Raw genomic sequence first — 21,890 nt, 5'->3', positions numbered from 1 at the left:
GGCCGTCCCCCCTCCTCCCGCCGCCGTCACTCCACCCCCAGTCGTCCCTCCAGCAGCCTCGGTATCCCGCCCAGGAGCCCCCACAGTCTCCGCGCCTCCGCGCGCAGCCGTTCCGCCTCCGGTTCGGGGGCGGTCTCGGCGAGGGCCGCGAGGGTCGGGGGTGTGCCGACGAGGTCGCCCAGGCTCTCGCGCAGCGCCAGGCTCTGCGTGAAGCCGTGCCTGGCCTCGGTCGCCTCGCCGTCGCGCAGGGCGAGTTCGGCGAGGCGGTACCAGGTGCGGGCGAGGAGGAAGCGGTCGCCGTGGGCGGTGGCGCCCGCCTGCGCGCGGCGGTAGGCCGCCCGGGCGGGCTGGGGCGCGTGGGCGAGGTGTTCGGCGATGAGGCCGCGCCGGTAGTCGAGGAGCGGGCGATGGGGGGAGCCGGGGGCGAGCAGTGCCGCCGCTCTGCCGAGCGCCGAACTCGCCTCGTCGGCACGGTCCCTGACGCCGAGCGAGGTGGCGAGGTAGGCGAGGTGCCCGCGTTCGCAGGCGGCCGTGCCGCGTTCGTCGTCACTGTGCGCGAGCGCCTCGGCCGCGCGCAGCGCGTCCTCCGCCTCCGCCCAGCCCTCGCCCGTGTACAGGCAGCGTTCCGCGAGGAGTTCGGTGCGCCGCAGGGCGGCTTCCGCTCCGGGGAGCGGGGCGAGCAGGGAGGCCGCTTCGGTCCAGCAGCCGCGTGACCGCAGCCGCCACACCGACCGGTCGAACACTTCCGTCTCCCCCGCAGGTCCCGGCTTCGACGTCGATACGGACCAAGGCATGGCGGTGTCCGCCACAGTCCCCTCCTCACATCACGCGCGCCGGTGAGCTGTGACGTGCATCTCAGCACGGCGGGTGGCGGGCCGCCAAGAGGGTGGGTGAAAGTTTTCACAAACGCGCCGGGCGCGTGTCGGGCCCCTCCCGCGAGCCCTACGCGCCCCCGTACCGCCCGACCTGCGAGGGAGCGGCGGAGGCGGGGACTCCGCCGGGACGCGACGGACCCGGATCATCCACGGCGCGGGGGAGGGGGCCCCGGCCCCCGTACGGCAGGGGGCGCGGCGCGCGAGCGTTCCCGCCCCCGGCACGCCGCACGCCCCGCCGCGTCTCCCGGCCCGGCCTCCGCAGCCGCGGACCCTCGCGCCCCGCCTCCGGCCCCCGACTGCTCCCGGGCCCCGGCCTCCCGGGCTCGCGTCCCTCAGCTCATCCGCAGCGCCAGGAAGAAGTCCAGCTTGTCCTCCAGACGCGACAGGTCACGCCCCGTCAGTTGCTGGATCCTGCCCACGCGGTAGCGGAGGGTGTTCACATGCAGATGGAGCCGGGCCGCGCACCGCGTCCAGGAGCCGTCGCTGTCGAGGAACGCCTCCAGGGTGGGGACCAGCTCGGCGCGGTGGCGGCGGTCGTAGACGCGCAGCGGGTCGAGGAGCCGGGCGGTGAAGGCACGCCGCACGTCGTCGGGGACGAACGGCAGGAGGAGTACGTGCGAGGCGAGTTCCTGGTGCCCGGCCGCGTTGACGGGCCCCGGGCGGGCCGCCGCGACCCGGCGCGCGTGACGGGCCTCCTCCAAGGCGCCGCGCAGGCCCTCGGCGGAGTGCACCGCCGCGCTCACGCCGACCGTGAGCCTGCCCTGCGTGCCCAGCCCCGCCGCGAGCGGGGCGCCCGCCGGGCCCACGAGGTGCGTCGCGTCCAGCTCGGCGCCCGTGTGCTCCTCGTCGCCCGGGCGCGCGGACAGCGGGACGAGGGCGACGGCCTCGGCGCCGAGCTGCGTGACGGCGGCGCGGTCCGCTGGTTCGTCCCCGGGGCCCGGCAGGTCCGTACCGGCGGGCGCGGGCAGCCCGTCCTCGCCCGCCCGGCCCGGCGCCTCCGTGCCCCTCGCGAGGACTTCCTCCAGGAGGTCGCGCGCGAGGCGTCCCGTGGCCTCGCCGGGGGTCTCGTCCTCCCACTCGACGGAGGCGACGACGATCTGCCAGTACGGGGCGCTGCTCGTGCCCGGCAGCAGGAGCGGGCCGGCGGCGCGCAGGCGCGCGGCCGTCTCGGCGGCCGGGGCGCCGCTCTGCACGAGGTCGAGGACCTCGCCCGCGAGGCGCCGCCGTACCGAGCGGCCCGCGTCCCTGCGGTCCCGCTCGACCGCGATGAGCTGGGTGACGCCGTCGAGCAGTTCGCGCCGCCCGGCGGGCCAGTCGGAGGCGTCCGCCGCGACGGCCAGCACCCACTGCCCCAGCCCGGCGCGGCGCGCGTCCAAGGGGCCCGGTGTCGTGGACTGCACGGGGAAGAGGGAGTAGACGGTGTCGCCGACAGTGACGCGCTGCGCGCCGAGCCGTCCGGTCCGCACGGCGTCGAGACGGGCCGAGGCGAGGGTCTCGCGGACCTCGGGGGCGAGCACCGGCGCGCCGGTGCGGGCCGAGCCCGCGATCGCGCGGCCGGTCGACGAGAGCACCCAGGCGTGCAGGTCGAGGTCGTTGCCCAGCAGGTCGAGCACCGCGCCCGGACCGCCCGCCGGACCGCCCGTCATGAGTTTGCGGTGCCGGTCCACGACCGCCGCGAGGTCCCCGGCGCGCTCGCCGGAGACCTGCCGGACGATGTGCTCGGTGATCGTCGCGAAGGCGACGGACTCGCTCACCGAGAAGAGCGGGACCTGGTAACGGGCGCAGGCCGCGATCAGGTCCTCGGGGACCGGGCCCAGCTCCGCCTCGCCCGCCGCGAGCGCGGCGACACCCGCCTCGGCGACGATCCGCACGAAGGACTCGGAGTCCTCGGGGGCGTGCCGCCAGGCGAGCCCCGTGAGGACCAGCTCACCCCCCGAGAGGTAGCGGCTCGGGTCGCGCAGGTCGGTCGTCATGACCCCGCGCACCGTACGGTCCAGCTCCTCGGCGCCGCCGAGCAGCCGGAGCCCCAGGGTGCCGCTCTCCAGCAATGCGCGCAGCCGCATGTCCCCGCCGCCGATCCGTGTGGGTTTCCTGGGCGAAACAGCGAAGTAAATCGCCCTGATTCTTCATACGAATCTACAAGACGCGGCCCCTGGACAGCCAATTCGTTCAGGGGTTCGGTGACTGTGCGGAACGGCCCTGTCACCGCTTCACTGGGCGCACCCGTGGTACGGCCGTACGGGAGCCCGCCCCCGCCTCCTGCCCCCGCTCGCCCTCTGCCCCCGCTCGCCCCCTTCCGACCGCACGACCGACCGGGAGAGACCCGCATGGAGTCCGCATGGAATTCCTGAGACCAGCAAGCTGGGAGGAGGCGCTCGCCGCGAAGGCCGCGCACCCCGCTGCCGTCCCGCTCGCGGGCGGCACCGACGTCATGGTCGAGCTGAACTTCGACCACCGCAGGCCCGCGCACCTCATCGACCTCGGCCGCGTCACCGCGCTGAGCACGTGGGAACGGGACGGCGACACGGTGCGCCTGGGCGCCTCGGTCCCGTACACGCGGATCATGACCGAGCTGGCCACCGAGCTGCCCGGTCTCGCGCGCGCCGCGCACACCGTGGCCTCGCCGCAGATCCGCAACCGGGGCGGCGTCGGCGGCAACCTCGGCACCGCCTCCCCCGCGGGGGACGCGCACCCCGCGCTCCTCGCCTCGGGCGCCGACATCGAGGTGGCCTCGGTACGGGGCACGCGCCACGTCCCCGTCGACGACTTCTACACCGGCGTCAAGCGCAACGCCCTCGCGCCCGACGAGCTGATCCGCGCGATCCACCTGCCCGCCGCGCGCGGCCCGCAGCAGTTCTCCAAGGTCGGCACGCGCAACGCCATGGTCATCGCCGTGTGCGCCTTCGGCCTCGCGCTCCACCCCGACCGCCGCACCCTGCGCACCGGGATCGGCTCGGCCGCGCCCACCCCCGTCCGTGCGAAGGCCGCCGAGGAGTTCCTCACCTCCGTACTCGACGAGGAGCGCTCCTGGGAGACCGGCAGGCCACCGGGCGAGGCGGCGCTGCGGCAGTTCGGGCAGCTCGCCTCGGGCGCCTGCAACCCCATCGACGACGTCCGCGGCTCGGCCGCCTACCGCAGGCACGCGGTCGGCGTCATGGCCCGCCGCACCTTCACCTGGGCCTGGCAGGCCCTCGGCACCGAGCAGCGCCGGAACGGAGCATCATGCGCGTGAACCTCGTCGTCAACGGACGGCGCCACGAGGCCGACGACGTGTGGGAGGGCGAGTCGCTCCTGTACGTGCTGCGCGAACGCCTCGGCCTGCCGGGCTCCAAGAACGCCTGCGAGCAGGGCGAGTGCGGCTCCTGCACGGTCCGGCTCGACGGCGTGCCCGTCTGCGCCTGCCTCGTCGCCGCGGGACAGGCGGAGGGACGGCGCGTCGATACGGTCGAAGGACTCGCGGAGTACGCGGCCCGGCGTGCCGGCACGGAGCCCGCGGCCACCCCTCCCGACGACCCCCGGCGCTGGGAGGCGAGCCCCCGCGAGCCGGGCGGCCCGGCGCTCTCGCCGGTCCAGCGGGCATTCGTCGACGCGGGCGCCGTCCAGTGCGGCTTCTGCACCCCGGGCCTTCTCGTCGCCGCCGACGACCTGCTCGAACGCGTCCCCTCGCCCAGTGACGCCGACATCCGCGAGGCCCTGTCGGGGAACCTGTGCCGCTGCACCGGCTACGAGAAAATTCTCGACGCCGTCCGCCTCGCCGCCGCCCGCCAGGACACGGCCCGTACCGAGGAGGCCCGGTGACCGGCTCCCGCACCCGTACCCCTGGCGAGGGCCCGGTGACCAGCCCCCGCACCCCCAGCGGCGTCCCCACCCACCTCATCCAGGGCCGCCCCGGCACCACGACCCCCGGCGGCATCGGCGAGTCGACGCCGCGCCCCGACGGCATCCTCAAGGTCACCGGCGAGTTCGCCTACGCCTCGGACATGTGGCACGAGGACATGCTGTGGGGCCACACCCTGCGCTCCCCGCACGCCCACGCCGAGATCCGCTCGATCGACACCGCCGAGGCCCTCGCCACCCCCGGCGTGCACGCCGTCCTCACCTACGACGACCTGCCCACCGCCGTGCGCCACTACGGACTGGAGATCCAGGACACGCCCGTCCTCGCCCACGGCCGCGTCCGCCACCACGGGGAGCCCGTCGCGCTCGTCGCGGCCGACCACCCCGAGACCGCGCGCCGCGCCGCCGCGAAGATCCGCGTCGACTACCGCGAACTGCCCGTCGTCACCGACGAGGCGTCCGCGACCGCCCCGGGGGCCCCGCTCCTCCACGAGGGCCGCGCCGACCACCACGCCGGGCACGTCCCTCACCCGAACATCGTCCACCGCCAGCCCATCGTGCGCGGCGACGCCGCCGGGGCGGCCCGGCGCGCGGACGTCGTCGTGAGCGGCGAGTACTTCTTCGGGATGCAGGACCAGGCGTTCCTCGGCCCCGAGTCCGGACTCGCCGTGCCCGCCGACGACGGCGGCGTCGACCTCTACGTCGCCACGCAGTGGCTGCACTCCGACCTCCGCCAGATCGCCCCCGTCCTCGGCCTGCCCGAGGAGAAGATCCGTATGACGCTCTCCGGCGTCGGCGGCGCCTTCGGCGGCCGTGAGGACCTGTCCATGCAGATCCACGGCTGCCTGCTCGCGCTCCGCACCGGCAAGCCCGTCAAGATCGTCTACAACCGCTTCGAGTCCTTCTTCGGCCACGTCCACCGCCACCCCGCGCGCCTCTGGTACGAGCACGGGGCGACCCGCGAGGGCAAGCTCACCCACCTCAGGGCGCGCATCGTCCTGGACGGCGGCGCCTACGCCTCCTCCTCTCCCGCCGTCGTCGGCAACGCCGCCTCGCTGGGCGCGGGCCCGTACGTCGTCGACGACGTCGAGATCGAGGCGGTCGCCCTCTACACCAACAACCCGCCGTGCGGCGCGATGCGCGGCTTCGGCGCCGTCCAGGCGTGCTTCGCCTACGAGGCGCAGATGGACAAGCTCGCCGCCGCGCTCGGCATGGACCCCGTCGAGTTCCGCCGCCTCAACGCGATGGAGCAGGGCGCCGTGATGCCGACCGGGCAGGTGGTCGACTCGCCCGCGCCCGTCGCCGAGCTCCTGCGCCGCGTCAAGGCCCGCCCTCTGCCCCCCGAACGGCAGTGGGAGTCCAGCGAGGGCGCCGACGTGCGGCACCTGCCCGGCGGGCTGTCGAACACGAGCCACGGCGAGGGCGTCGTACGGGGCATCGGCTACGCGGCCGGCATCAAGAACGTCGGCTTCTCGGAGGGCTTCGACGACTACTCGACCGCGCGCGTGCGCCTGGAGAGCATCGCGGGCGAGGCCGTCGCGACCGTCCACACCGCGATGGCCGAGGTCGGCCAGGGCGGCGTCACCGTCCACGCGCAGATCGCCCGCACCGAACTCGGCATCACCCAGGTCACCATCAACCCCGCCGACACGCGCGTCGGTTCGGCCGGATCGACCTCCGCCTCGCGCCAGACCTACATGACCGGCGGCGCCGTCAAGCACGTGTGCGGACTCGTCCGCGCCCGCGTGCTCGACCTCGGCCGCGTCAAGTTCGGCACGTACCACCCGGCCTGGGCACACGCCGAACTCCTCCTGGAGGACGGCAAGGTCGTCACCGAGGGCGGCGAAGTCCTCGCGAGCCTCGCCGATGTCCTCGGGGACGAGGCCGTGGAGATCGAGGACGAATGGCGTCACCGCCCCACCGAGCCCTTCCACCGGAGCACCGGGCAGGGCAAGGGGCACGTCCAGTACTCCTTCGCCGCGCACCGCGCCGTCGTCGAGGTGGACACCGAACTCGGCCTCGTGAAAGTCGTCGAACTCGCCTGCGCGCAGGACGTCGGCAAGGCCCTCAACCCGCTCTCCGTGCAGGGCCAGATCCAGGGCGGCAGCACCCAGGGCCTCGGCATCGCCGTCATGGAGGAGATCCTCGTCGACCCGGTCACGGCGAAGGTCCGCAACCCCTCCTTCACCGACTACCTCATCCCCACCATCCTCGACACGCCCACGATCCCCCTCGACATCCTCGAACTCGCCGACGACCACGCCCCCTACGGCCTGCGCGGGATCGGCGAGGCGCCCACGCTCTCCTCGACGCCCGCCGTCCTCGCGGCGATCCGCGCCGCGACGGGCCGCGCGCTCGACCGCACCCCGGTACGCCCCGAACACCTCGTGGACTGACCCCTCCGGAGACCGCCATGCTCGACCTCGCCCCCACCCTGCGCCGGTGGGCCGCCGACGGCCGCGCCTTCGCCGTCGCGACCGTCGTCGCCGTCACGGGCAGCGCGCCCCGCCCGCCCGGCGCGGCCCTCGCCGTCGACGCGGCGGGCGATGCGGTCGGCTCCGTCTCCGGCGGCTGCGTCGAAGGCGCGGTGTACGAACTGTGCCGCGCGGCGCTCGCCGAGGACCGCCCGCTCGCCGAGCGCTTCGGCTACAGCGACGAGGACGCCTTCGCCGTCGGCCTGACCTGCGGCGGCGTCATCGAGGTGCTCGTCGTGCCGGTCCGGCCCGGCACCGCCGCCGCCCGCCTGTACGCGGACGTCCTCACCGCCGTCGCCGAGGGCGCCCCGCGCGCCCTCGCCCGCGTCGTCGCGGGACCGCCCGCCCTCCTCGGCCGCCCCCTCGTCGTGGACGGCTCCGGCACGGTGCGGGGCGGCTGCGGCGGCCCGGCGGAACTCGACCGCTCCGCCGCGGCGGAGGCCGCGGCGCTGCTCGCCCTCGGCCGCACCGGCACCGTGACGATCGGCGCGGACGGCTCGCGCTGCGGACAGCCCGTCACGCTCCTCGTCGAATCGCGCGTCCCGCCGCCCCGCATGATCGTCTTCGGCGCCATCGACTACGCGGCGGCGCTCGCCCGCGCCGGGTCCTTCCTCGGCTACCACGTCACCGTGTGCGACGCGCGACCCGTTTTCGCGACCCGGGCCCGCTTCCCCGACGCCGACGAACTCGTCGTCGCCTGGCCCCACACCTACCTCGACCGGACCCCCACCGACGCGCGCACCGTCCTGTGCGTCCTCACGCACGACGCCAAGTTCGACGTTCCCCTCCTCGCCCGCGCCCTGCGGCTGCCCGTCGCCTACGTCGGCGCGATGGGCTCGCGCCGCACCCACGAGGACCGCCTGCGCCGACTGCGCGCCGAAGGACTCACGGAGCCCGAACTCGCCCGCCTGCGCTCCCCGATCGGCCTCGACCTGGGCGCCCGCACCCCGGAGGAGACGGCCCTGTCCATCGCCGCCGAGATCGTCGCCCACCGCCACGGCGCCACGGGCGTCCCGCTCACGGACTCCCCGGCACCGATCCACCGCCGGGACCCGGCGGGGTCGGGGGTGTGAGGAGACGCGAGGGAGGCGGGCTGGCCTCCTTCCGGGCTCAGGGCGTCGGCAGGTGGAAGGAGGCGTACAGGGACCGCGCCGAGAGATCGGCGGGGGCGAGGCCGCTCACGTACCCGACGAGCCCCGGCGGGAACTCCGCGTCCGCCGCGCGCAGCACGCGGTGCGTACGGAGCATCAGCCGCCCGCCGCACAGCACCGTCGACGTGCCCTCCGGCCCCGACACGACACCGCTCGGCGTCGCCTCGCCCTCGGGCGGCGGACCGTCCCAGCGGCCGTGCACGCTCGGGTCGGGCGTGTCGCTGAGGCTCTGCGCCTGCGGCTCGGCCTCGCCGCGCGCGAGAGCCAGCAACTGGGCGCACAGCACCGGGTCGTGCGCCCCGTCGTACACCCAGCGCTTGCCGAGCACACCGTGCCGGCTCGTCCCGACGAGGGCCGCTTCGAGCCCGTCCACCGGCGCGCCCCGGTAGGTCAGCGGCACGTGGTACGTGACCACCTCGGCGCCCGCCTTGTCGGTGACCGCCATGAACTCGATCCCCACCTCGCCCGCCGGGTCGTCCAGCCGGAAGCCTCCCGCCTTCTCCAGCGCCGTGGGCCCGTTCCCGCCCCCGTACCACGGCTGTTTCGGCAGCCAGGCGGCGAGCAGTTCGAGCTTGCCGGGAGTCAGCGTCGTGCGGTGGATCTTCGCCATGGTGTCTCTCCTGCTCGCCAGGTCGGGCTGACGAGGGTAACGGGGCTCAGCCGTCCAGGACGAGCCACTGCCTGCCGTCGATCAACTCCCGTACGGCGTCGGCGTGGCCCGCGTGGCAGGCGGTCTCCGTGAGGACGTGCACGAGGACCTCGCGGACGGTGCGCAGCCGGTACGAGCCGAACAGCTCACCCGGCCACCAGGCGGGCGCCTCCGCGGCGGTGAGCCCGCCGAGGATCTCGTCCGCGCGCTCCGCCTCCGCCCGGTACAGCGCTCGCAGCCCGTCCCCGGTGTCCCCGGGGGCGGGCCGCCAGGCGTCGTCCCCCGCCTTCGTCCCCGTCACCGAGGCCACGACCACCGGTTCCGCGGCGAGCACTCCGCGGAACCAGAACCGCTCGACGTCGAGCGCGAGATGACGCAGGAGCCCCAGGCACGACCACCCCGAGGGCAGCACCTTCCGCCGTACCTGCTCCTCGTCCAGCCCCTCCAGCGCCCCGAGCACGTGCTCCCGCTGGGCGCGCAGTGCCGCGCGCAACACGGAGACCTCCGCGTCCGTACCCATACCCGCCTCCGCCGCCTTCCCGTGGCCCGCGTGCCTCCGCACCCGTGCTCACGGTAGCCGGGGGGTCCGACAACCCGGGCCGAGCGCGGAGGCGCGCACGCGCGTCTTCCCGCCGCCACGGGCGGCACGTACGGGGCTGCGCGTTCCTCGGCCGACCGCGCCCTTCAGCCCACCACGCCCGCCCGTCGCGCCACCGCCACCGCCTCACCGCGCGTGCGTGCCCCCAGCTTCCGCATCGCCGCCCGCAGGTACGCCTTCACCGTCTCCGGGCGCAGCCCGAGCCTGCGCGCGACCGCCGCGTTGGTCGCGCCCTCGGCGACGACCATCAGGACCTCCACCTCGCGCGGCGTCAGCGGGGATGCCCGCGTCTCGCGGGGCAGCCCGCCCTCGGCCGCCGCGAGGCGCGCGCACACGCCGAGGAGTTCGGCCCGCAGCGCCGGGTCGCCGAGGCGCTCCGCGAGGCCCCGCAGGTGGGCGCCCGTCTCCCGCACCTCCCGCCAGGACCCGGCGCGCGCCGCCGCGCCGCCCGCCGCCGCGAGGGCCCGCGCCTCGTCCCGCACCACCAGCGTCTGTTCCACGTCGCGCGCCGCCTCGACCGCCGCGCGCAGCGTGCGGTCCCCGAGCGGCTGCGGCGCGCGCAGGGCCCCGTACAGCACGGCCCGCACCCGGCGCCGCACCACGACGGGCACCGCGAGGACCGAGCGCAGGCCCTCCGCCGCCACCGGCGTGTCGTACTCGTGGCTGATGGAGCGCGCCACGCGGTAGTCGGTGACCGTGCACGGGCGGGTCAGCGTGATCGCCTTGCCGCCCAGACCGTTGCCCGCCGAGACCGCGAGCCCGTCGAGCGCCGCCGTCGCCGTCCCGCTCAGCTCACCGATCCGCACCCGCGCGGCCCCCGCCCCCACGAGCGGCCCGCCGAACGCGACCGGCAGCCCGGTCGCGCGCCGCAGCCGCAGGAGCGCGGCCCGGATCTCCGCCGCGTCCGCCGCCCACTCCGCGTCCCCTCCCGCACCCCCCGCTCCGCCGCCTGCCCCTGTGTGCGCCGCCATGACCGTCCTCCGTCCCACGGGTGCCGCTCCGCGTGCCCTCCGCCCCCCACCCCCGAACGGGGGTAGTGAGACCTGTGTCACGCATCTCACGATGAGCACGAGTGGTTTCGCAACCTGGAGGACACATGTCGGCAACGCCCCCCGCCGCCGCCGCGCCCGGCGGACCGGCCGCCAGCGACGGAGAACCGGCCCCCACCGCCGCCTTCCGCGCCGCCCGCGACTTCCTCCTCCGCCACGGCGAGGACTACGCGGCGGCCCACGCCGGCTTCACATGGCCCCGCCCCGAGCTGTTCAACTGGGCGCTCGACTGGTTCGACAGGATCGCCGAGGACAACGAGCGCACCGCGCTGCACCTCGTCGAGGAGGACGGCTCACGCCTGGAACTGTCCTTCGCCGAACTCTCCCGGCGCTCCGCGCGCGCCGCGAACTGGCTGCGCGGCCTCGGTGTCGCCCCGGGCGACCGTATTCTCCTCATGCTCGGCAACCAGGCCGAGCTGTGGGAACTCATGCTCGCAGCGATGAAGCTGCGCGCCGTCGTCATCCCGGCGACCACGCTCCTCGGTCCCCTCGACCTGCGTGACCGCATCGAGCGCGGCGAGGTGGGTCACGTCGTCGCCCGCTCCGCCGACCTGGAGAAGTTCGCGCGGGTCCCCGGCGACTGGACCCGCGTCGCCGTCGGCGAGCCCGTCCCCGGCTGGCACGACTACGCCGAAGCCGCCGCGGCGAGCGCCGACTTCCTCCCCGAGGGCCCGACGCGGTCCGACGAGACCCTCATGCTCTACTTCACCTCCGGCACCACCGCGCGCCCCAAACTCGTCGAGCACACCCACCTGTCCTACCCCGTGGGCCACCTCTCGACGATGTACTGGATCGGTCTGCGCCCGGGGGACGTGCACCTCAACATCTCCTCGCCCGGCTGGGCCAAGCACGCCTGGTCGAACTTCTTCGCGCCGTGGAACGCCGAGGCGACCGTCTTCGTCTTCAACTACACGCGCTTCGACGCGGGCCGTCTCATGGCCGAGATGGACCGCGCGGGCGTCACGAGCTTCTGCGCGCCGCCCACCGTGTGGCGGATGCTCATCCAGGCCGACCTGAGCGGCCTCAGGACCCCGCCGCGCTCCGTCGTCGCGGCGGGCGAGCCCCTCAACCCCGAGGTCATCGAGCACGTGCGCCGTTCCTGGGGCGTCACGATCCGCGACGGCTTCGGCCAGACCGAGACCTCCGTCGCCGTCGCCAACTCCCCGGGCCAGCCCCTCAAGCCCGGCTCGATGGGCCGTCCCAGCCCTGGCTTCACGATCGAGCTCCTCGACCCGGTGACCGGCGAACCCGGCGCCACCGAGGGCGAGATCAGCCTCGACCTCTCCGCTCGCCCCGTCGGCCTCATGCGCGGCTACCACGGCGACCAGGAACGCACCTCCGCGGCGACGGCCGGGGGGTACTACCGCACGGGCGACATCGGCGCCAGGGACGAGGACGGCTATCTCACGTACGTGGGACGCGCCGACGACGTCTTCAAGGCGAGCGACTACAAGATCAGCCCGTTCGAGCTGGAGAGCGCGCTGCTCGAACACCCCGCCGTCGCCGAGGCCGCCGTCGTGCCCGCGCCCGACCCCGTCCGCCTCAACGTCCCGAAGGCGTACATCGTCCTCGCCGAGGGATACGCGCCGGACGCCGCGACCGCGAAGCTCCTCTTCGCGCACTCGCGCGCCGTCCTCGCCCCCTACAAGCGCCTGCGCAGGCTGGAGTTCGGCCCGCTGCCCAAGACCATCTCCGGCAAGATCCGCCGCGTGGAACTCCGCGAGGCGACCGCGAACGGCTCCGACGCCGAGTACCGCGAGGAGGACTTCCGATGAGCACTGCGATCCCCGTGGCCGCGCCCTCCTACGCCCACGGCACCTCGACCACGCCCCTCATCGGCGAGACGATCGGCGAGAACCTGGCCCGGATCATCGCCGCCCACCCCGGCCGCGAAGCCCTCGTCGAGGTCGCGAGCGGCCGGCGCTGGACGTACTCCGCCTTCGGCGAGGCCGTCGAGCGCCTCGCGCGCGGGCTCCTCGCCCGCGGTGTCCTCAAGGGCGACCGGGTCGGCATCTGGGCCGTCAACAGCGCCGAGTGGGTCATGCTCCAGTACGCGACCGCGCGCGTCGGCGCCCTCCTCGTCAACATCAACCCCGCCTACCGCGCCCACGAACTCGGGTACGTGCTGCGGCAGTCCGGCACCCAGCTCCTCGTCGCCTCGCTGCGCCACCGAGACACCGACTACCGCGCCTTCGTCGACGAGGTGCGCCCCGAGTGCCCCGAACTGCGCGAGGCCGTCTACATCGGCGACCCGAGCTGGGACGCCCTCATGGAGGCGGGCGCGGACATCCCGCTCGCGCGACTGCGAGAGCGCGAAGCCGAGTTGTCCTGCGACGATCCCGTCAACCTCCAGTACACCTCAGGAACCACGGGCTTCCCCAAGGGCGCGACCCTCTCGCACCACAACCTCCTGAACAACGGCTTCTGGGTGGGCGAGACCATCGGCTACACGGCGAGCGACCGCGTGTGCCTGCCCGTTCCCTTCTTCCACTGCTTCGGCATGGTGATGGGCAACCTCGGCGCCATGTCCCACGGCGCGTGCGTCGTCATCCCCGCGCCCTCCTTCGACGCGCGCGCGACCCTGGAGGCCGTCGAGAAGGAGCGGTGCACGTCGCTGTACGGGGTGCCGACGATGTTCATCGCCGAGCTGAACCTCCCGGACTTCGCCTCCTTCGACCTCACCTCGCTGCGCACCGGGATCATGGCGGGCTCGCCGTGCCCCGTCGAGGTGATGAAGCGGGTCGTCGCCGAGATGCACATGGCCGAGGTGTCCATCTGCTACGGCATGACCGAGACCTCGCCCGTCTCCTGCCAGACCCGCGCCGACGACGACCTCGAACACCGCACGGGCACCGTGGGGCGCGTCCTGCCGCACCTGGAGATCAAGGTCGTCGATCCCGTCAGCGGCGTCACGGTGCCGCGCGGCACGCGGGGCGAACTGTGCACGCGCGGCTACTCCGTCATGCTCGGCTACTGGGAGGACCCCGGGCGCACCGCCGAGGTCGTCGATCCCGGCCGCTGGATGCACACCGGCGACCTCGCCCTCATGCGCGAGGACGGCTACGTCGAGATCGCGGGCCGCATCAAGGACATGATCATCCGGGGCGGCGAGAACGTCTACCCGCGCGAGATCGAGGAGTTCCTCCATACTCATCCGAAGGTCTCGGACGTCCAGGTCGTCGGCGTCCCCGACGCGCGCTACGGCGAGTCCGTCCTCGCCTGCGTCATCCCGCGCGACCCCGCCGACCCGCCGACGCTCGACGAGATCCGCGCCTTCTGCCGCGACCGCCTCGCCTCCTACAAGATCCCCCGCCGCCTCGAAGTCCTCGACGCCTTCCCCATGACGGTCTCGGGAAAGGTACGGAAGATCGAACTTCGCGAGACGTACGGGGGCGACGGGGACGCCTGAACGCGCGGTACGGGGCCCGGAGTTCTGCTACCGGCCCGGGGGCCGCGCGAAGCCGTGCGGGGGGTGGCCCCGCGCGGGGACGTACGGCACGTGGACGTGAGGCGCGGGGCCGTGCGGCTCGCCGGGCCCTTCGGCCCCGCGGGGCACTGCTCATGTGCCGCCTACCGGTGGCCCAGCCGCTCGGCCGCCTCGTTCAACGGCCGGACGAGGCCCGTCGCCTCCAGCGCGAAGAGCGGCACCCCGAGCCGTTCCGCGCTCGCGGCCGCCTCGGGGCCGGGGCCGCCCCGGGTGAAGCCCACCGGATCGGCGCCGGCGGCGAGCGCGGCGAGCCACAGGCACTCGACGTCCCGCACCGTCAGGCGTCTCCGGCTCGGCTCGACGTGCGCGAGCAGCCCCCGCGCGGCGAGCGCGACGCCCGCCGGCGCGGGCTGCGCGGCCCGGTGTATCTCGCCGTGGCCGAGCCGCCCGAGGTGCAGTGCCGCCGCCGTCACGGCGTCCCGCGCCGAACGGATCGGGGCGGGCGTGCCGGGCTGCCGCGCGAGCGGCACGGAGCCGGGCTCCTCGCCCTCGTCGACCGCGAGCCGGAGGAGCGCCCCGCACGGGCAGCCGTACTCGGGCCGGGGCCACCGCGTCGTCCGCGCGCAGGCCACGCAGCGCACGGCGAGCCACTCCTCGTCCCAGTCGTGCCGCTCCACCGGCTCGCCCATCCCCCCGTCCACGAGCGGCAGGACCACGGGCATCCCGCAGGCGCAGGGCAACTCGGGCGGGAGGTGGCTGCCGACACGGCGGCAGACCGGGCAGGTGACGGCGACGGAGGCCATGACGTGCTCCAGGACCTTGACGGACGGGCCGCGCGCACGGAGCGCGCGAGAGGCGCCCCGCTGCGTACGAGACGTGCTCCCATCATCCTCCCGTCCCGTCCCGCCCCGCCGGGAGTCGGCGCGAAAGCCGCGCCTGTCCCGCCCCGGGCGGCGGCTCCCCGCGTCCCTGGCGACCCCGTCGGTTAGGGTCGCTCCCGCGCCCCCGAACGGGGGTGCGCGGCCACGGCGGGAGGCGTCTCATGCGGTTGCGGGTCGAGTTCACCACCGAGCCCTTCGACCTCGAACAGGCGCCCCGGCACGCGCTCGTCGCCCGCGAGGTGCTGCGCGCCGCGCCACTCGAAGGGATCGACGTCGGCCCCTTCGGCAACACGGCCGAGGGCAGCGCGGAGGAGGTCGTCGCGACCGTCGCCGAACTGCTGCGCACGACCATCGGCGCGGGCGCCGACCGTGTCTCGCTCCAGGTCAGCGTCCTCCCGGAGGACGAGCGATGAGCGCGCCCGGGTCCGTACCGCCGCACGGCATACCCGTACCGCACCCGCTGCTCGAAGCCGTCCGCCCCCTCGTCGACGCGATGGGCGGGGAACTGCTCGACCCGGCCGCCGCCGCGCCCGAGGACATCGTGCTGCGCTGGGAGGGCGAGGAGGTCGTCGCGGTGCGGCTGCCCGGGCTCGGGGACGACAGCCTGGACCGGATCGTCGAAGGGCTCGAACGGCTCCACGGCCCCCTCGCGGCGCTCGACCGCCGCACCAAGCAGGACCTCGTCCGGCAGCTCGAGGCGCGCGGCGCGTTCACGGTGCGGCACGGCGTCGAGACCGTCGCCGCCGCCCTCGGCGTCTCGCGCTTCACCGTCTACAACTATCTCCGGCACGTCAACGAGCAGCGAGCCAAGGAGCGTTGAGGCGGAAGCCCACGACGCCACCTCCCCGGACGCCGGGCACGCGAGGCACCGGCCGTGCGACACCGAGCCTCCGGACCGTGAGACGCGCCGAGGCCCCGGGCGGGGGGAGCCGTCCGGGGCCTGTCCGGGGAGGCGGGGGAGCGCTTCACCGGTACGGGGGCGCCCTGCGCGGCTCGCGGCCTGCCGCCCCGCGCGCGGGGCGCCCCCCGCTCAGCCGAGTGCGAACTTCTGCGCCGCGCTTCCGTTGCAGTCCCAGATCCGCAGCCGCGTGCCGTTGGCCGTCGCGCCGTCCGGGGAGTCGAGGCAGCGACCGGACTGCGGGTTGCGCAGCGAGCCGTCGCCCTGCTGCTGCCAGACCTGGCCGCCCGCGCCACCGCAGTCCCACAGCTGCACCTGGGTGCCGTTCGCCGTGCCGTTCCCGGTGATGTCGAGGCAGCGGCCGAGCGTGTGCAGCCGTCCGTCCTGGCTCAGCGCCCAGTGCTGGTCGGCCGCCCAGGACTGGCAGTCCCACAGCTGGACGGCGCCGCCGTTCGTCCCGCTGTCGTCGGCGGCCACGTCCACGCACTTCCCGCCGGGCCCCTTGACGGGTGCCCCGCCGTTCACGGCGAACTTCTGCGCCGCCGCGCCGTTGCAGTCCCAGATCCGCAGGCGCGTGCCGTTGGCCGTCGCGCCGTTCGGTGAATCGAGGCAGCGACCGGACTGCGGGTTGCGCAGCGAGCCGTCCGCCTGCTGGACCCACTTCTGGCCGCCGGCGCCGTCGCAGTCCCACAGCTCGACCTCGGTACCGGCCGCGGTGCCGTTGCCGTTGATGTCGAGGCAGCGGCCGAGCGTCGCGAGCGAGCCGTCGGCACGGTGCTCCCAGTGCTGGTCCTCGGCGTAGGACTGGCAGTTCCACAGCTGTACGGCGGCGCCGTTCGTGCCCGTGTCGTCCGCCGCGACGTCCACGCACTGGCCGCCGGGACCCGTGAGCGTGCCCTGCGGGCCGTTCGGGACGCTCGTCTGGCCGTGGTAGCCGACCGAGACGATGTCGGCCTGCACCGCGTTCTCGGTCGCGTCGCTCGGGTAGCCCGAGACCATCGCGCCCTCGAACCACGTGCCCATGTTCCGGTTGCTGTTGTCGCCCCCGGTCGCGAGGATGATCCCGCCTTCCTGCTGCATGGGCCGGTACCCGCCGCGCGTCGGCAACGGCCCGTCCCACCACGTCGTGAGCCCGCCCGCCGTGGAATCACCGCCCTTGAGCGCGTACCTGGTCTGCCCGTCGTTCTTCAGCACGGCGGTGACGTACGGGGTGGCGTTCCCCTTGTTCGCGGTGTTCGAGCCGTTGTCGCCCTGGAACATGCCGTTCTCCAGGTCGGCCTCGACCCAGGGGCCGTTGCCTGAGCAGGGGGCGAAGTAGCACGTCGTGGCGATCGAGACGGCGTCCATGTGCCCGTTGCCCGTGTCGGCCGGGGTGGACTCTGCGTTCCCGTAGTCGAAGCAGCAGTCCGAACCGACGTGGGTGCCGCTCGCGACCATGTACACGCCCTCGGGCTGCCCATTCACCGCCGTTCCCGAGGCCGCGCCGTGCGAGCGGTAGCCCACGCCGGGCGTGCCCCAGATCCCGTACACCTTGTGGCCGCCCGCGGTCACCGCGATCTCGCTCGCGTCCGCGCCCCGGTCGGCGCCGCCCGCCGTGCCCGCGGGGCCCACGAAGAGGTCGTTGTGGCGGGTGGTCTGGTCGTAGATCCTCGTGATCGAGCAGGACGTGTCCGCGCAGAAGGCGTCGTGGTGGGCCGCGTCCGCGTACCCGCCCGCCGCGAGCGTCCGGACATCGCTCGTGGCGCGGTCCGAGGCCCGCGTGAGCTGGTAGAGCGGCCCGTTGTACGAGGAGAAGAGCGCACGGGTCGTGCTGTGCGCGGCGACGCACGGGGTGCCGCCCGCCGCGTAGAGGTCGCAGGGCAGGGAACCGGCGGCCCCCGCGGGCGCCGGGAGGGCGAGCAGCGCCCCGAGCAGGAGCCCGAGGACACCGAAAACCGAGGCCACCGCGCGGCGCGCGCGCCGGACGAGCGCCCCGGGCAAGGGGGGACAGGACGGAGAGGTACGGGGTCTGCCGCGCATGGGCGCTCCCGGAGGCAGTGGGGGACGAACGGGCCGATGGGGGCGGCGAGTTCGCTGAGCCGTCTGGCTGACCGGGAACGTAGAACCGTTGCGTGGTTCCGTCAATATTTGTTGCTTTCTTCATTCCCTCCCTGATGGTCCTGTCTGAATCTGTTGGATTGCCGAGGCGAGTGCCACGGCGTCCCGGTCCCGTTCCGGTCCCCGCTCACGCGGCGGTGACGATCTCCGCGCGCAGCGCTTCCGACCACTCGGCGAGCAGCGCCTCGTACTCCCCGCGCCGCTCCTCGGCGAGCCGCCCTCCCGCGCACCACAGGGCGCGGATCTCCGCGTTGACCACGGCGGCGGGGCGGGGCGGCGCGGCGGCCCGCGCGGTGGGGGAGACCGTGCCGAGCACGGCGTCGTGGCGGGGCGGAGTGACAGAACGGGACGTCTGCGTCATGGGTTCCACCGTAGAGGGCGCCACTGACAAAGGCGCGACGCCGGTGTGAACACCCCAGCCGGCCCCGCACCCCCCGTTCGGCCCCATGACACGCCGGGACGCGCCGGGCCACGTCCTTCCCAAGTGTCCCTCTTTGCGCCCGTGTTACGTCGGCGTATCCACTCGCCACCTGATTTCAACAAAGTGTTGACGCGTCCGAGGGGGAAGGTCTTAGCTGTCCGCAGCCGTACCGCAGCACGACCGCACAAGGACCCGGGAGGTCCCCGTGACGCTCAGCCGGTTCAACGCCCTTCCCGCCCCCGAGGCCCGGTCCGTCCTGGGCGGGGTCTGCTCCAGCGGCGCCTGGGCGGCGGCGATGCTCGCCGGACGGCCGTACGAGGACGCCGCCGCGCTCCACGCGGCGAGCGACGCGGCGACGGCCGCGCTGGAGGGCCCCGACCTCGACGAGGCCCTCGCCGGGCACCCGCCCATCGGCCGCCCCGGTGACGCCACCTCGGCGCGCGAGCAGAGCGCGGTGGCCGAGGCCCCCGCCGAACTGCGCGCCCGCGTGCGGGACCTCACGCGCGCCTACGAGGAGAAGTTCGGACACGTCTTCCTCATCCGCGCCACCGGGCGCACCGCCGCCGACATCCTCGCGGCCCTGGAGGAGCGTCTCGGCAACACGCCCGCGGCCGAGCGCGCCCGCGCCCGTACCGAACTCGCCGCCATCCACCGCATCCGTCTCGACCGGCTCTTCCCCGAACCGCCACCGTCCGCCGCGCCCGCCACGGTCTCCACGCACGTGCTCGACACGAGCGCGGGCCGTCCCGCGCCCGCCGTGCCCGTCACGCTCGCTGCCCGCTCGGGCGAGAAGGCCCCCTGGACCGTCGTCGGTTCCTCCGTGACCGACGCGGACGGGCGGTGCCGCGACCTGCCGGCACCCCCCGTCGGCACCACCGAGGTCCGCCTGGAGTTCACCACGGCGGGCCACGTCCCGGCCGCCTCCTTCTTCCCCGAGGTCAGCCTCGTGTTCCGCGTGACCCCCGGCGAGCACCACCACGTCCCCCTGCTGCTCAGCCCGTACGGCTACTCCGCATACCGAGGGAGCTAGGCACCATGCCGAAGACCGGACCCGAAGCCGCCCCCGCCCCTGAAGGCCCCTCCGGCACCCCCGCGGCCTCCGCCGGGGCCGTCCCCGCCGCCGTCTCCGTGCTCGGGCAGAACCAGTACGGCAAGGCCGAGGTCCGCGTCGTCCGCGTCGTCCGCGAGGGCGCGGTCCACCACCTGCGGGACCTCAACGTCTCGATCGCTCTCTCCGGTGACCTGGACGACGTGCACCTGACCGGCTCGAACGCCCACTGCCTGCCCACCGACACGATGAAGAACACCGTCTACGTCTTCGCGAAGGAACACGGCATCGCCTCGCCCGAGGAGTTCGCCACCCGCCTCGCGCGCCACTTCGTCACGACGCAGCCGAGCATCCACCGGGCCCGGGTCCGCGTCGAGGAGTACGCCTGGGACCGCCTCACCGATCCCGCCGAAGGCCCCGCGCACTCCTTCGCCCGCAGCGGCGGCGAGACCCGGCTCTGCGAGGTCACGTACGAGGACGGCCGCCGCCAGGTGATCTCCGGGCTCAAGGGCCTCACCGTCCTCAACACGACGGACTCCGAGTTCCACGGCTTCGCCAAGGACCCCTACACGACCCTCCCGGAGACCCGCGACCGCATCCTCGCCACCGAGGTCTCCGGCCGCTGGCGCCATGCCCGCACCGAGGACACCCCGGCCGAGGACGCCGGGACGGAGCCCGACTGGGACACCTCCTACCGCGAGACCCGCGCCCACCTCCTCGCCGCCTTCGCCGGTACGTACTCGCTCTCGCTCCAGCAGACGATGCACCGCATGGGCAGCCGGATCATCGAGCACCGCCCCGAGATCGCCGAGGTGCGCTTCTCGCTGCCCAACAAACACCACTTCCTCGTCGACCTCGCGCCCTTCGGCCTCGGCAACGACAACGAGGTCTACTACGCGGCCGACCGCCCCTACGGCCTCATCGAGGCGACGATCCTGCGCGCCGGCCACGAGGCCCGCATCCCCGTCGACCACAGCAACCTCTGAGCCGTACCACCCGCTCCCCAAGGACGCACACCGTGACCCCAACTCCCGTCCCGCAGGGGCGCGTCGTCATCGAGAACGCCGCCCTCGCCACCGTCGACGCCGAGGGCACCGAGTGCACCGCCGGGCATCTCGTCGTCCACGGCGAGCGCATCGAGTCCCTCGGCCCGGGGCCCGCCCCCGCCGGTCTCGCGGACGTCCGCCGCCGCGTCGACGGAACCGGGCACCTCCTCACGCCCGGACTCGTCAACACTCACCACCACTTCTACCAGTGGCTCACCCGCGGACTCGCCACGGACCACAAGCTCTTCGACTGGCTCGTCGCCCTCTACCCGACCTGGGCGCGCATCGACGCACCCATGGTCCGCGCCGCCGCGCGCGCCTCGCTCGCGATGATGGCGCGCGGCGGCGTGACCTGCGCGATGGACCACCACTACATCTACCCGCGCGGCGCGGGCGACCTCTCCGGGGCCCTCGTCGGGGCGGCTCTCGACCTGGGCGTGCGCTTCACGCTCGCGCGCGGCTCGATGGACCGGGGCGCCTCGGACGGCGGGCTCCCGCCCGACTTCGCCGTCGAGGCCCTCGACGAGGCCCTGGCCGCGACCGAGGAGACCGTCGACCGCTTCCACGACACCGCCTTCGGCGCGATGACCCACGTCGCCGTCGCCCCCTGCTCCCCGTTCTCCGTCTCCACGGAACTCCTCAAAGAGGGAGCGGAGTTGGCGCGACGCAAAGGAGCACGGCTGCACACGCACGGCTCGGAGACCCGCGAAGAGGCCGAGTTCTGCCGTGAGCTGTTCGGCATGGGCCCCACCGACTACTTCGCCTCGACCGGCTGGCTCGGCGAGGACGTGTGGATGGCGCACTGCGTGCACATGGAGGACGCGGACATCGCCGCCTTCGCCCGCTCCGGCACCGGCGTCGCGCACTGCCCCTCCTCCAACGCCCGTCTCGCCGCCGGGATCGCCCGCGTCCCCGACCTGCTCGCCGCGGGCGTGCCCGTCGGCCTGGGCGTCGACGGCACGGCGTCGAACGAGTCCGGCGAACTCCACACCGAACTGCGCAACGCCGTCCTCGTCGCCCGCCTCGGCCCGCACCGCGAATCGGCCCTCACCGCACGGCAGTCGCTGCGCCTCGCGACGGCCGGGGGTGCCCGCGTCCTCGGCCGCCAGGACGAGATCGGCTCCCTGGAGCCGGGCAAGCTCGCCGATCTCGTCCTGTGGCGCCTGGACACCCTCGCGCACTCCACGATCGCCGACCCGGTCGCCGCCCTCGTCCTCGGCGCCCCCGCCCCCGTCACCCTCTCCCTCGTCGGCGGCCGCCCCGTCGTCGAGCACGGCCGCCTCGTCCACGCCGACGAGGAACTCGTCGCGCGCGAGGCGCGCGATGAGGCGAGGCGGCTGGCGGCGCTGATGGACTGAACTCCCCGAGCACACAGGGCCTATGGGCGGGCGGGACGGGGGTGGCGGGGCGGGCGACGTCGGGGGAGGGCCGGGCGGGGG

At 74.6% G+C, this 21,890-nt stretch carries 19 protein-coding genes; 11 read left to right on the top strand and 8 right to left on the bottom strand.

Features of this window, described 5'->3' with window-relative positions; translation table 11 throughout:
- Window positions 1–26 precede the first annotated feature (26 nt).
- Window positions 27–743 carry a hypothetical protein gene (locus tag IF99_RS0125070; RefSeq protein WP_030999597.1) on the bottom strand — a complete coding sequence of 239 codons (717 nt, stop codon included), beginning with the start codon at window positions 741–743 and terminating at the stop codon, window positions 27–29.
- A 464-nt stretch (window positions 744–1,207) separates the two neighbouring features.
- Entirely contained in the window at window positions 1,208–2,938 is a 1,731-nt protein-coding gene (locus tag IF99_RS0125065; RefSeq protein ID WP_030999595.1) for a PucR family transcriptional regulator, read from the bottom strand.
- Window positions 2,939–3,213: 275 nt separating this feature from the next.
- On the opposite strand from IF99_RS0125065, the gene IF99_RS0125060 reads away from it, so the two are divergent.
- The 4 genes from IF99_RS0125060 to IF99_RS0125045 are packed head-to-tail and all read left to right on the top strand — an operon-like array spanning window position 3,214 to window position 8,259.
- The gene (locus tag IF99_RS0125060) at window positions 3,214–4,107 is read left to right on the top strand and encodes an FAD binding domain-containing protein (protein ID WP_030999594.1); all 894 of its coding nucleotides are present in this window, start codon (window positions 3,214–3,216) and stop codon (window positions 4,105–4,107) included.
- Window positions 4,098–4,673 carry a (2Fe-2S)-binding protein gene (locus tag IF99_RS0125055; RefSeq protein WP_030999593.1) on the top strand — a complete coding sequence of 192 codons (576 nt, stop codon included), beginning with the start codon at window positions 4,098–4,100 and terminating at the stop codon, window positions 4,671–4,673. The genes IF99_RS0125060 and IF99_RS0125055 overlap by 10 nt, the downstream gene beginning before the upstream one ends.
- Window positions 4,674–4,708: 35 nt before the next feature.
- Window positions 4,709–7,108: a xanthine dehydrogenase subunit D gene (gene pucD / locus IF99_RS0125050; RefSeq protein WP_030999592.1), complete on the top strand. Its 2,400-nt coding sequence runs from the start codon at window positions 4,709–4,711 to the stop codon at window positions 7,106–7,108.
- Between the two features lie 17 nt (window positions 7,109–7,125).
- Window positions 7,126–8,259 (top strand): XdhC family protein, encoded by a 1,134-nt coding sequence (locus IF99_RS0125045; protein ID WP_030999591.1) that lies wholly within the window; start codon window positions 7,126–7,128, stop codon window positions 8,257–8,259.
- Window positions 8,260–8,296: 37 nt separating this feature from the next.
- On the opposite strand, the gene IF99_RS0125040 is transcribed toward IF99_RS0125045, so the two are convergent.
- From IF99_RS0125040 to IF99_RS0125030, 3 genes are all read right to left on the bottom strand, one after another.
- Window positions 8,297–8,947 (bottom strand): maltokinase N-terminal cap-like domain-containing protein, encoded by a 651-nt coding sequence (locus IF99_RS0125040; protein WP_030999590.1) that lies wholly within the window; start codon window positions 8,945–8,947, stop codon window positions 8,297–8,299.
- Between the two features lie 46 nt (window positions 8,948–8,993).
- Window positions 8,994–9,506 carry a DinB family protein gene (locus IF99_RS0125035; RefSeq protein ID WP_030999589.1) on the bottom strand — a complete coding sequence of 171 codons (513 nt, stop codon included), beginning with the start codon at window positions 9,504–9,506 and terminating at the stop codon, window positions 8,994–8,996.
- 164 nt (window positions 9,507–9,670) lie between these two features.
- Complete coding sequence (locus IF99_RS0125030) at window positions 9,671–10,555, bottom strand: helix-turn-helix transcriptional regulator (protein ID WP_030999588.1); 885 nt, start codon at window positions 10,553–10,555, stop codon at window positions 9,671–9,673.
- A gap of 125 nt (window positions 10,556–10,680) precedes the next feature.
- Between IF99_RS0125030 and IF99_RS0125025 the strand changes: the two genes are divergently transcribed.
- Together IF99_RS0125025 and IF99_RS0125020 are read left to right on the top strand one after the other, a co-directional pair.
- Window positions 10,681–12,408 carry an AMP-binding protein gene (locus tag IF99_RS0125025; protein ID WP_030999587.1) on the top strand — a complete coding sequence of 576 codons (1,728 nt, stop codon included), beginning with the start codon at window positions 10,681–10,683 and terminating at the stop codon, window positions 12,406–12,408.
- A complete protein-coding gene (locus tag IF99_RS0125020) occupies window positions 12,405–14,042 on the top strand; it encodes an AMP-binding protein (RefSeq protein ID WP_030999586.1) in 1,638 nt (545 codons plus the stop codon). Before IF99_RS0125025 ends, IF99_RS0125020 begins: the two co-directional genes overlap by 4 nt.
- 161 nt (window positions 14,043–14,203) lie before the next feature.
- Here the strand turns inward: IF99_RS0125020 and IF99_RS0125015 are convergent, their stop codons facing one another.
- Window positions 14,204–14,863 (bottom strand): hypothetical protein, encoded by a 660-nt coding sequence (locus IF99_RS0125015; RefSeq protein WP_030999585.1) that lies wholly within the window; start codon window positions 14,861–14,863, stop codon window positions 14,204–14,206.
- Between the two features lie 239 nt (window positions 14,864–15,102).
- Here IF99_RS0125015 and IF99_RS0125010 point away from each other — a divergent pair, with 239 nt between their 5' ends.
- Entirely contained in the window at window positions 15,103–15,354 is a 252-nt protein-coding gene (locus IF99_RS0125010; protein ID WP_030999584.1) for a hypothetical protein, read from the top strand.
- Entirely contained in the window at window positions 15,351–15,761 is a 411-nt protein-coding gene (locus IF99_RS0125005; RefSeq protein ID WP_051703677.1) for a helix-turn-helix domain-containing protein, read from the top strand. Before IF99_RS0125010 ends, IF99_RS0125005 begins: the two co-directional genes overlap by 4 nt.
- A gap of 210 nt (window positions 15,762–15,971) precedes the next feature.
- Here IF99_RS0125005 and IF99_RS0125000 read toward each other — a convergent pair whose 3' ends face one another.
- On the bottom strand, window positions 15,972–17,819 hold the full coding sequence (locus IF99_RS0125000; RefSeq protein ID WP_234340844.1) for an arabinofuranosidase catalytic domain-containing protein: 1,848 nt from the start codon (window positions 17,817–17,819) through the stop codon (window positions 15,972–15,974).
- A gap of 244 nt (window positions 17,820–18,063) precedes the next feature.
- Entirely contained in the window at window positions 18,064–18,297 is a 234-nt protein-coding gene (locus IF99_RS0124995) for a hypothetical protein (RefSeq protein ID WP_030999578.1), read from the bottom strand.
- Between the two features lie 265 nt (window positions 18,298–18,562).
- Here IF99_RS0124995 and uraD point away from each other — a divergent pair, with 265 nt between their 5' ends.
- From uraD to IF99_RS0124980, 3 genes are read left to right on the top strand one after another with little or no spacing between them, the layout of a single operon-like run.
- A complete protein-coding gene (gene uraD, locus IF99_RS32905) occupies window positions 18,563–19,387 on the top strand; it encodes a 2-oxo-4-hydroxy-4-carboxy-5-ureidoimidazoline decarboxylase (protein WP_078655272.1) in 825 nt (274 codons plus the stop codon).
- 5 nt (window positions 19,388–19,392) lie between these two features.
- The gene (pucL, locus tag IF99_RS0124985) at window positions 19,393–20,391 is read left to right on the top strand and encodes a factor-independent urate hydroxylase (protein WP_420705717.1); all 999 of its coding nucleotides are present in this window, start codon (window positions 19,393–19,395) and stop codon (window positions 20,389–20,391) included.
- A gap of 32 nt (window positions 20,392–20,423) precedes the next feature.
- Window positions 20,424–21,809 carry an 8-oxoguanine deaminase gene (locus IF99_RS0124980; RefSeq protein ID WP_030999573.1) on the top strand — a complete coding sequence of 462 codons (1,386 nt, stop codon included), beginning with the start codon at window positions 20,424–20,426 and terminating at the stop codon, window positions 21,807–21,809.
- The last annotated feature ends 81 nt before the right edge of the window (window positions 21,810–21,890 follow it).

The organism is Streptomyces sp. NRRL F-5630, assembly GCF_000719475.1.
Classification (GTDB): Bacteria; Actinomycetota; Actinomycetes; order Streptomycetales; family Streptomycetaceae; genus Streptomyces.
The sequence above is the reverse complement of the archived record's forward strand: the minus strand, read 5'-3'. Positions and strand labels throughout refer to the sequence as shown.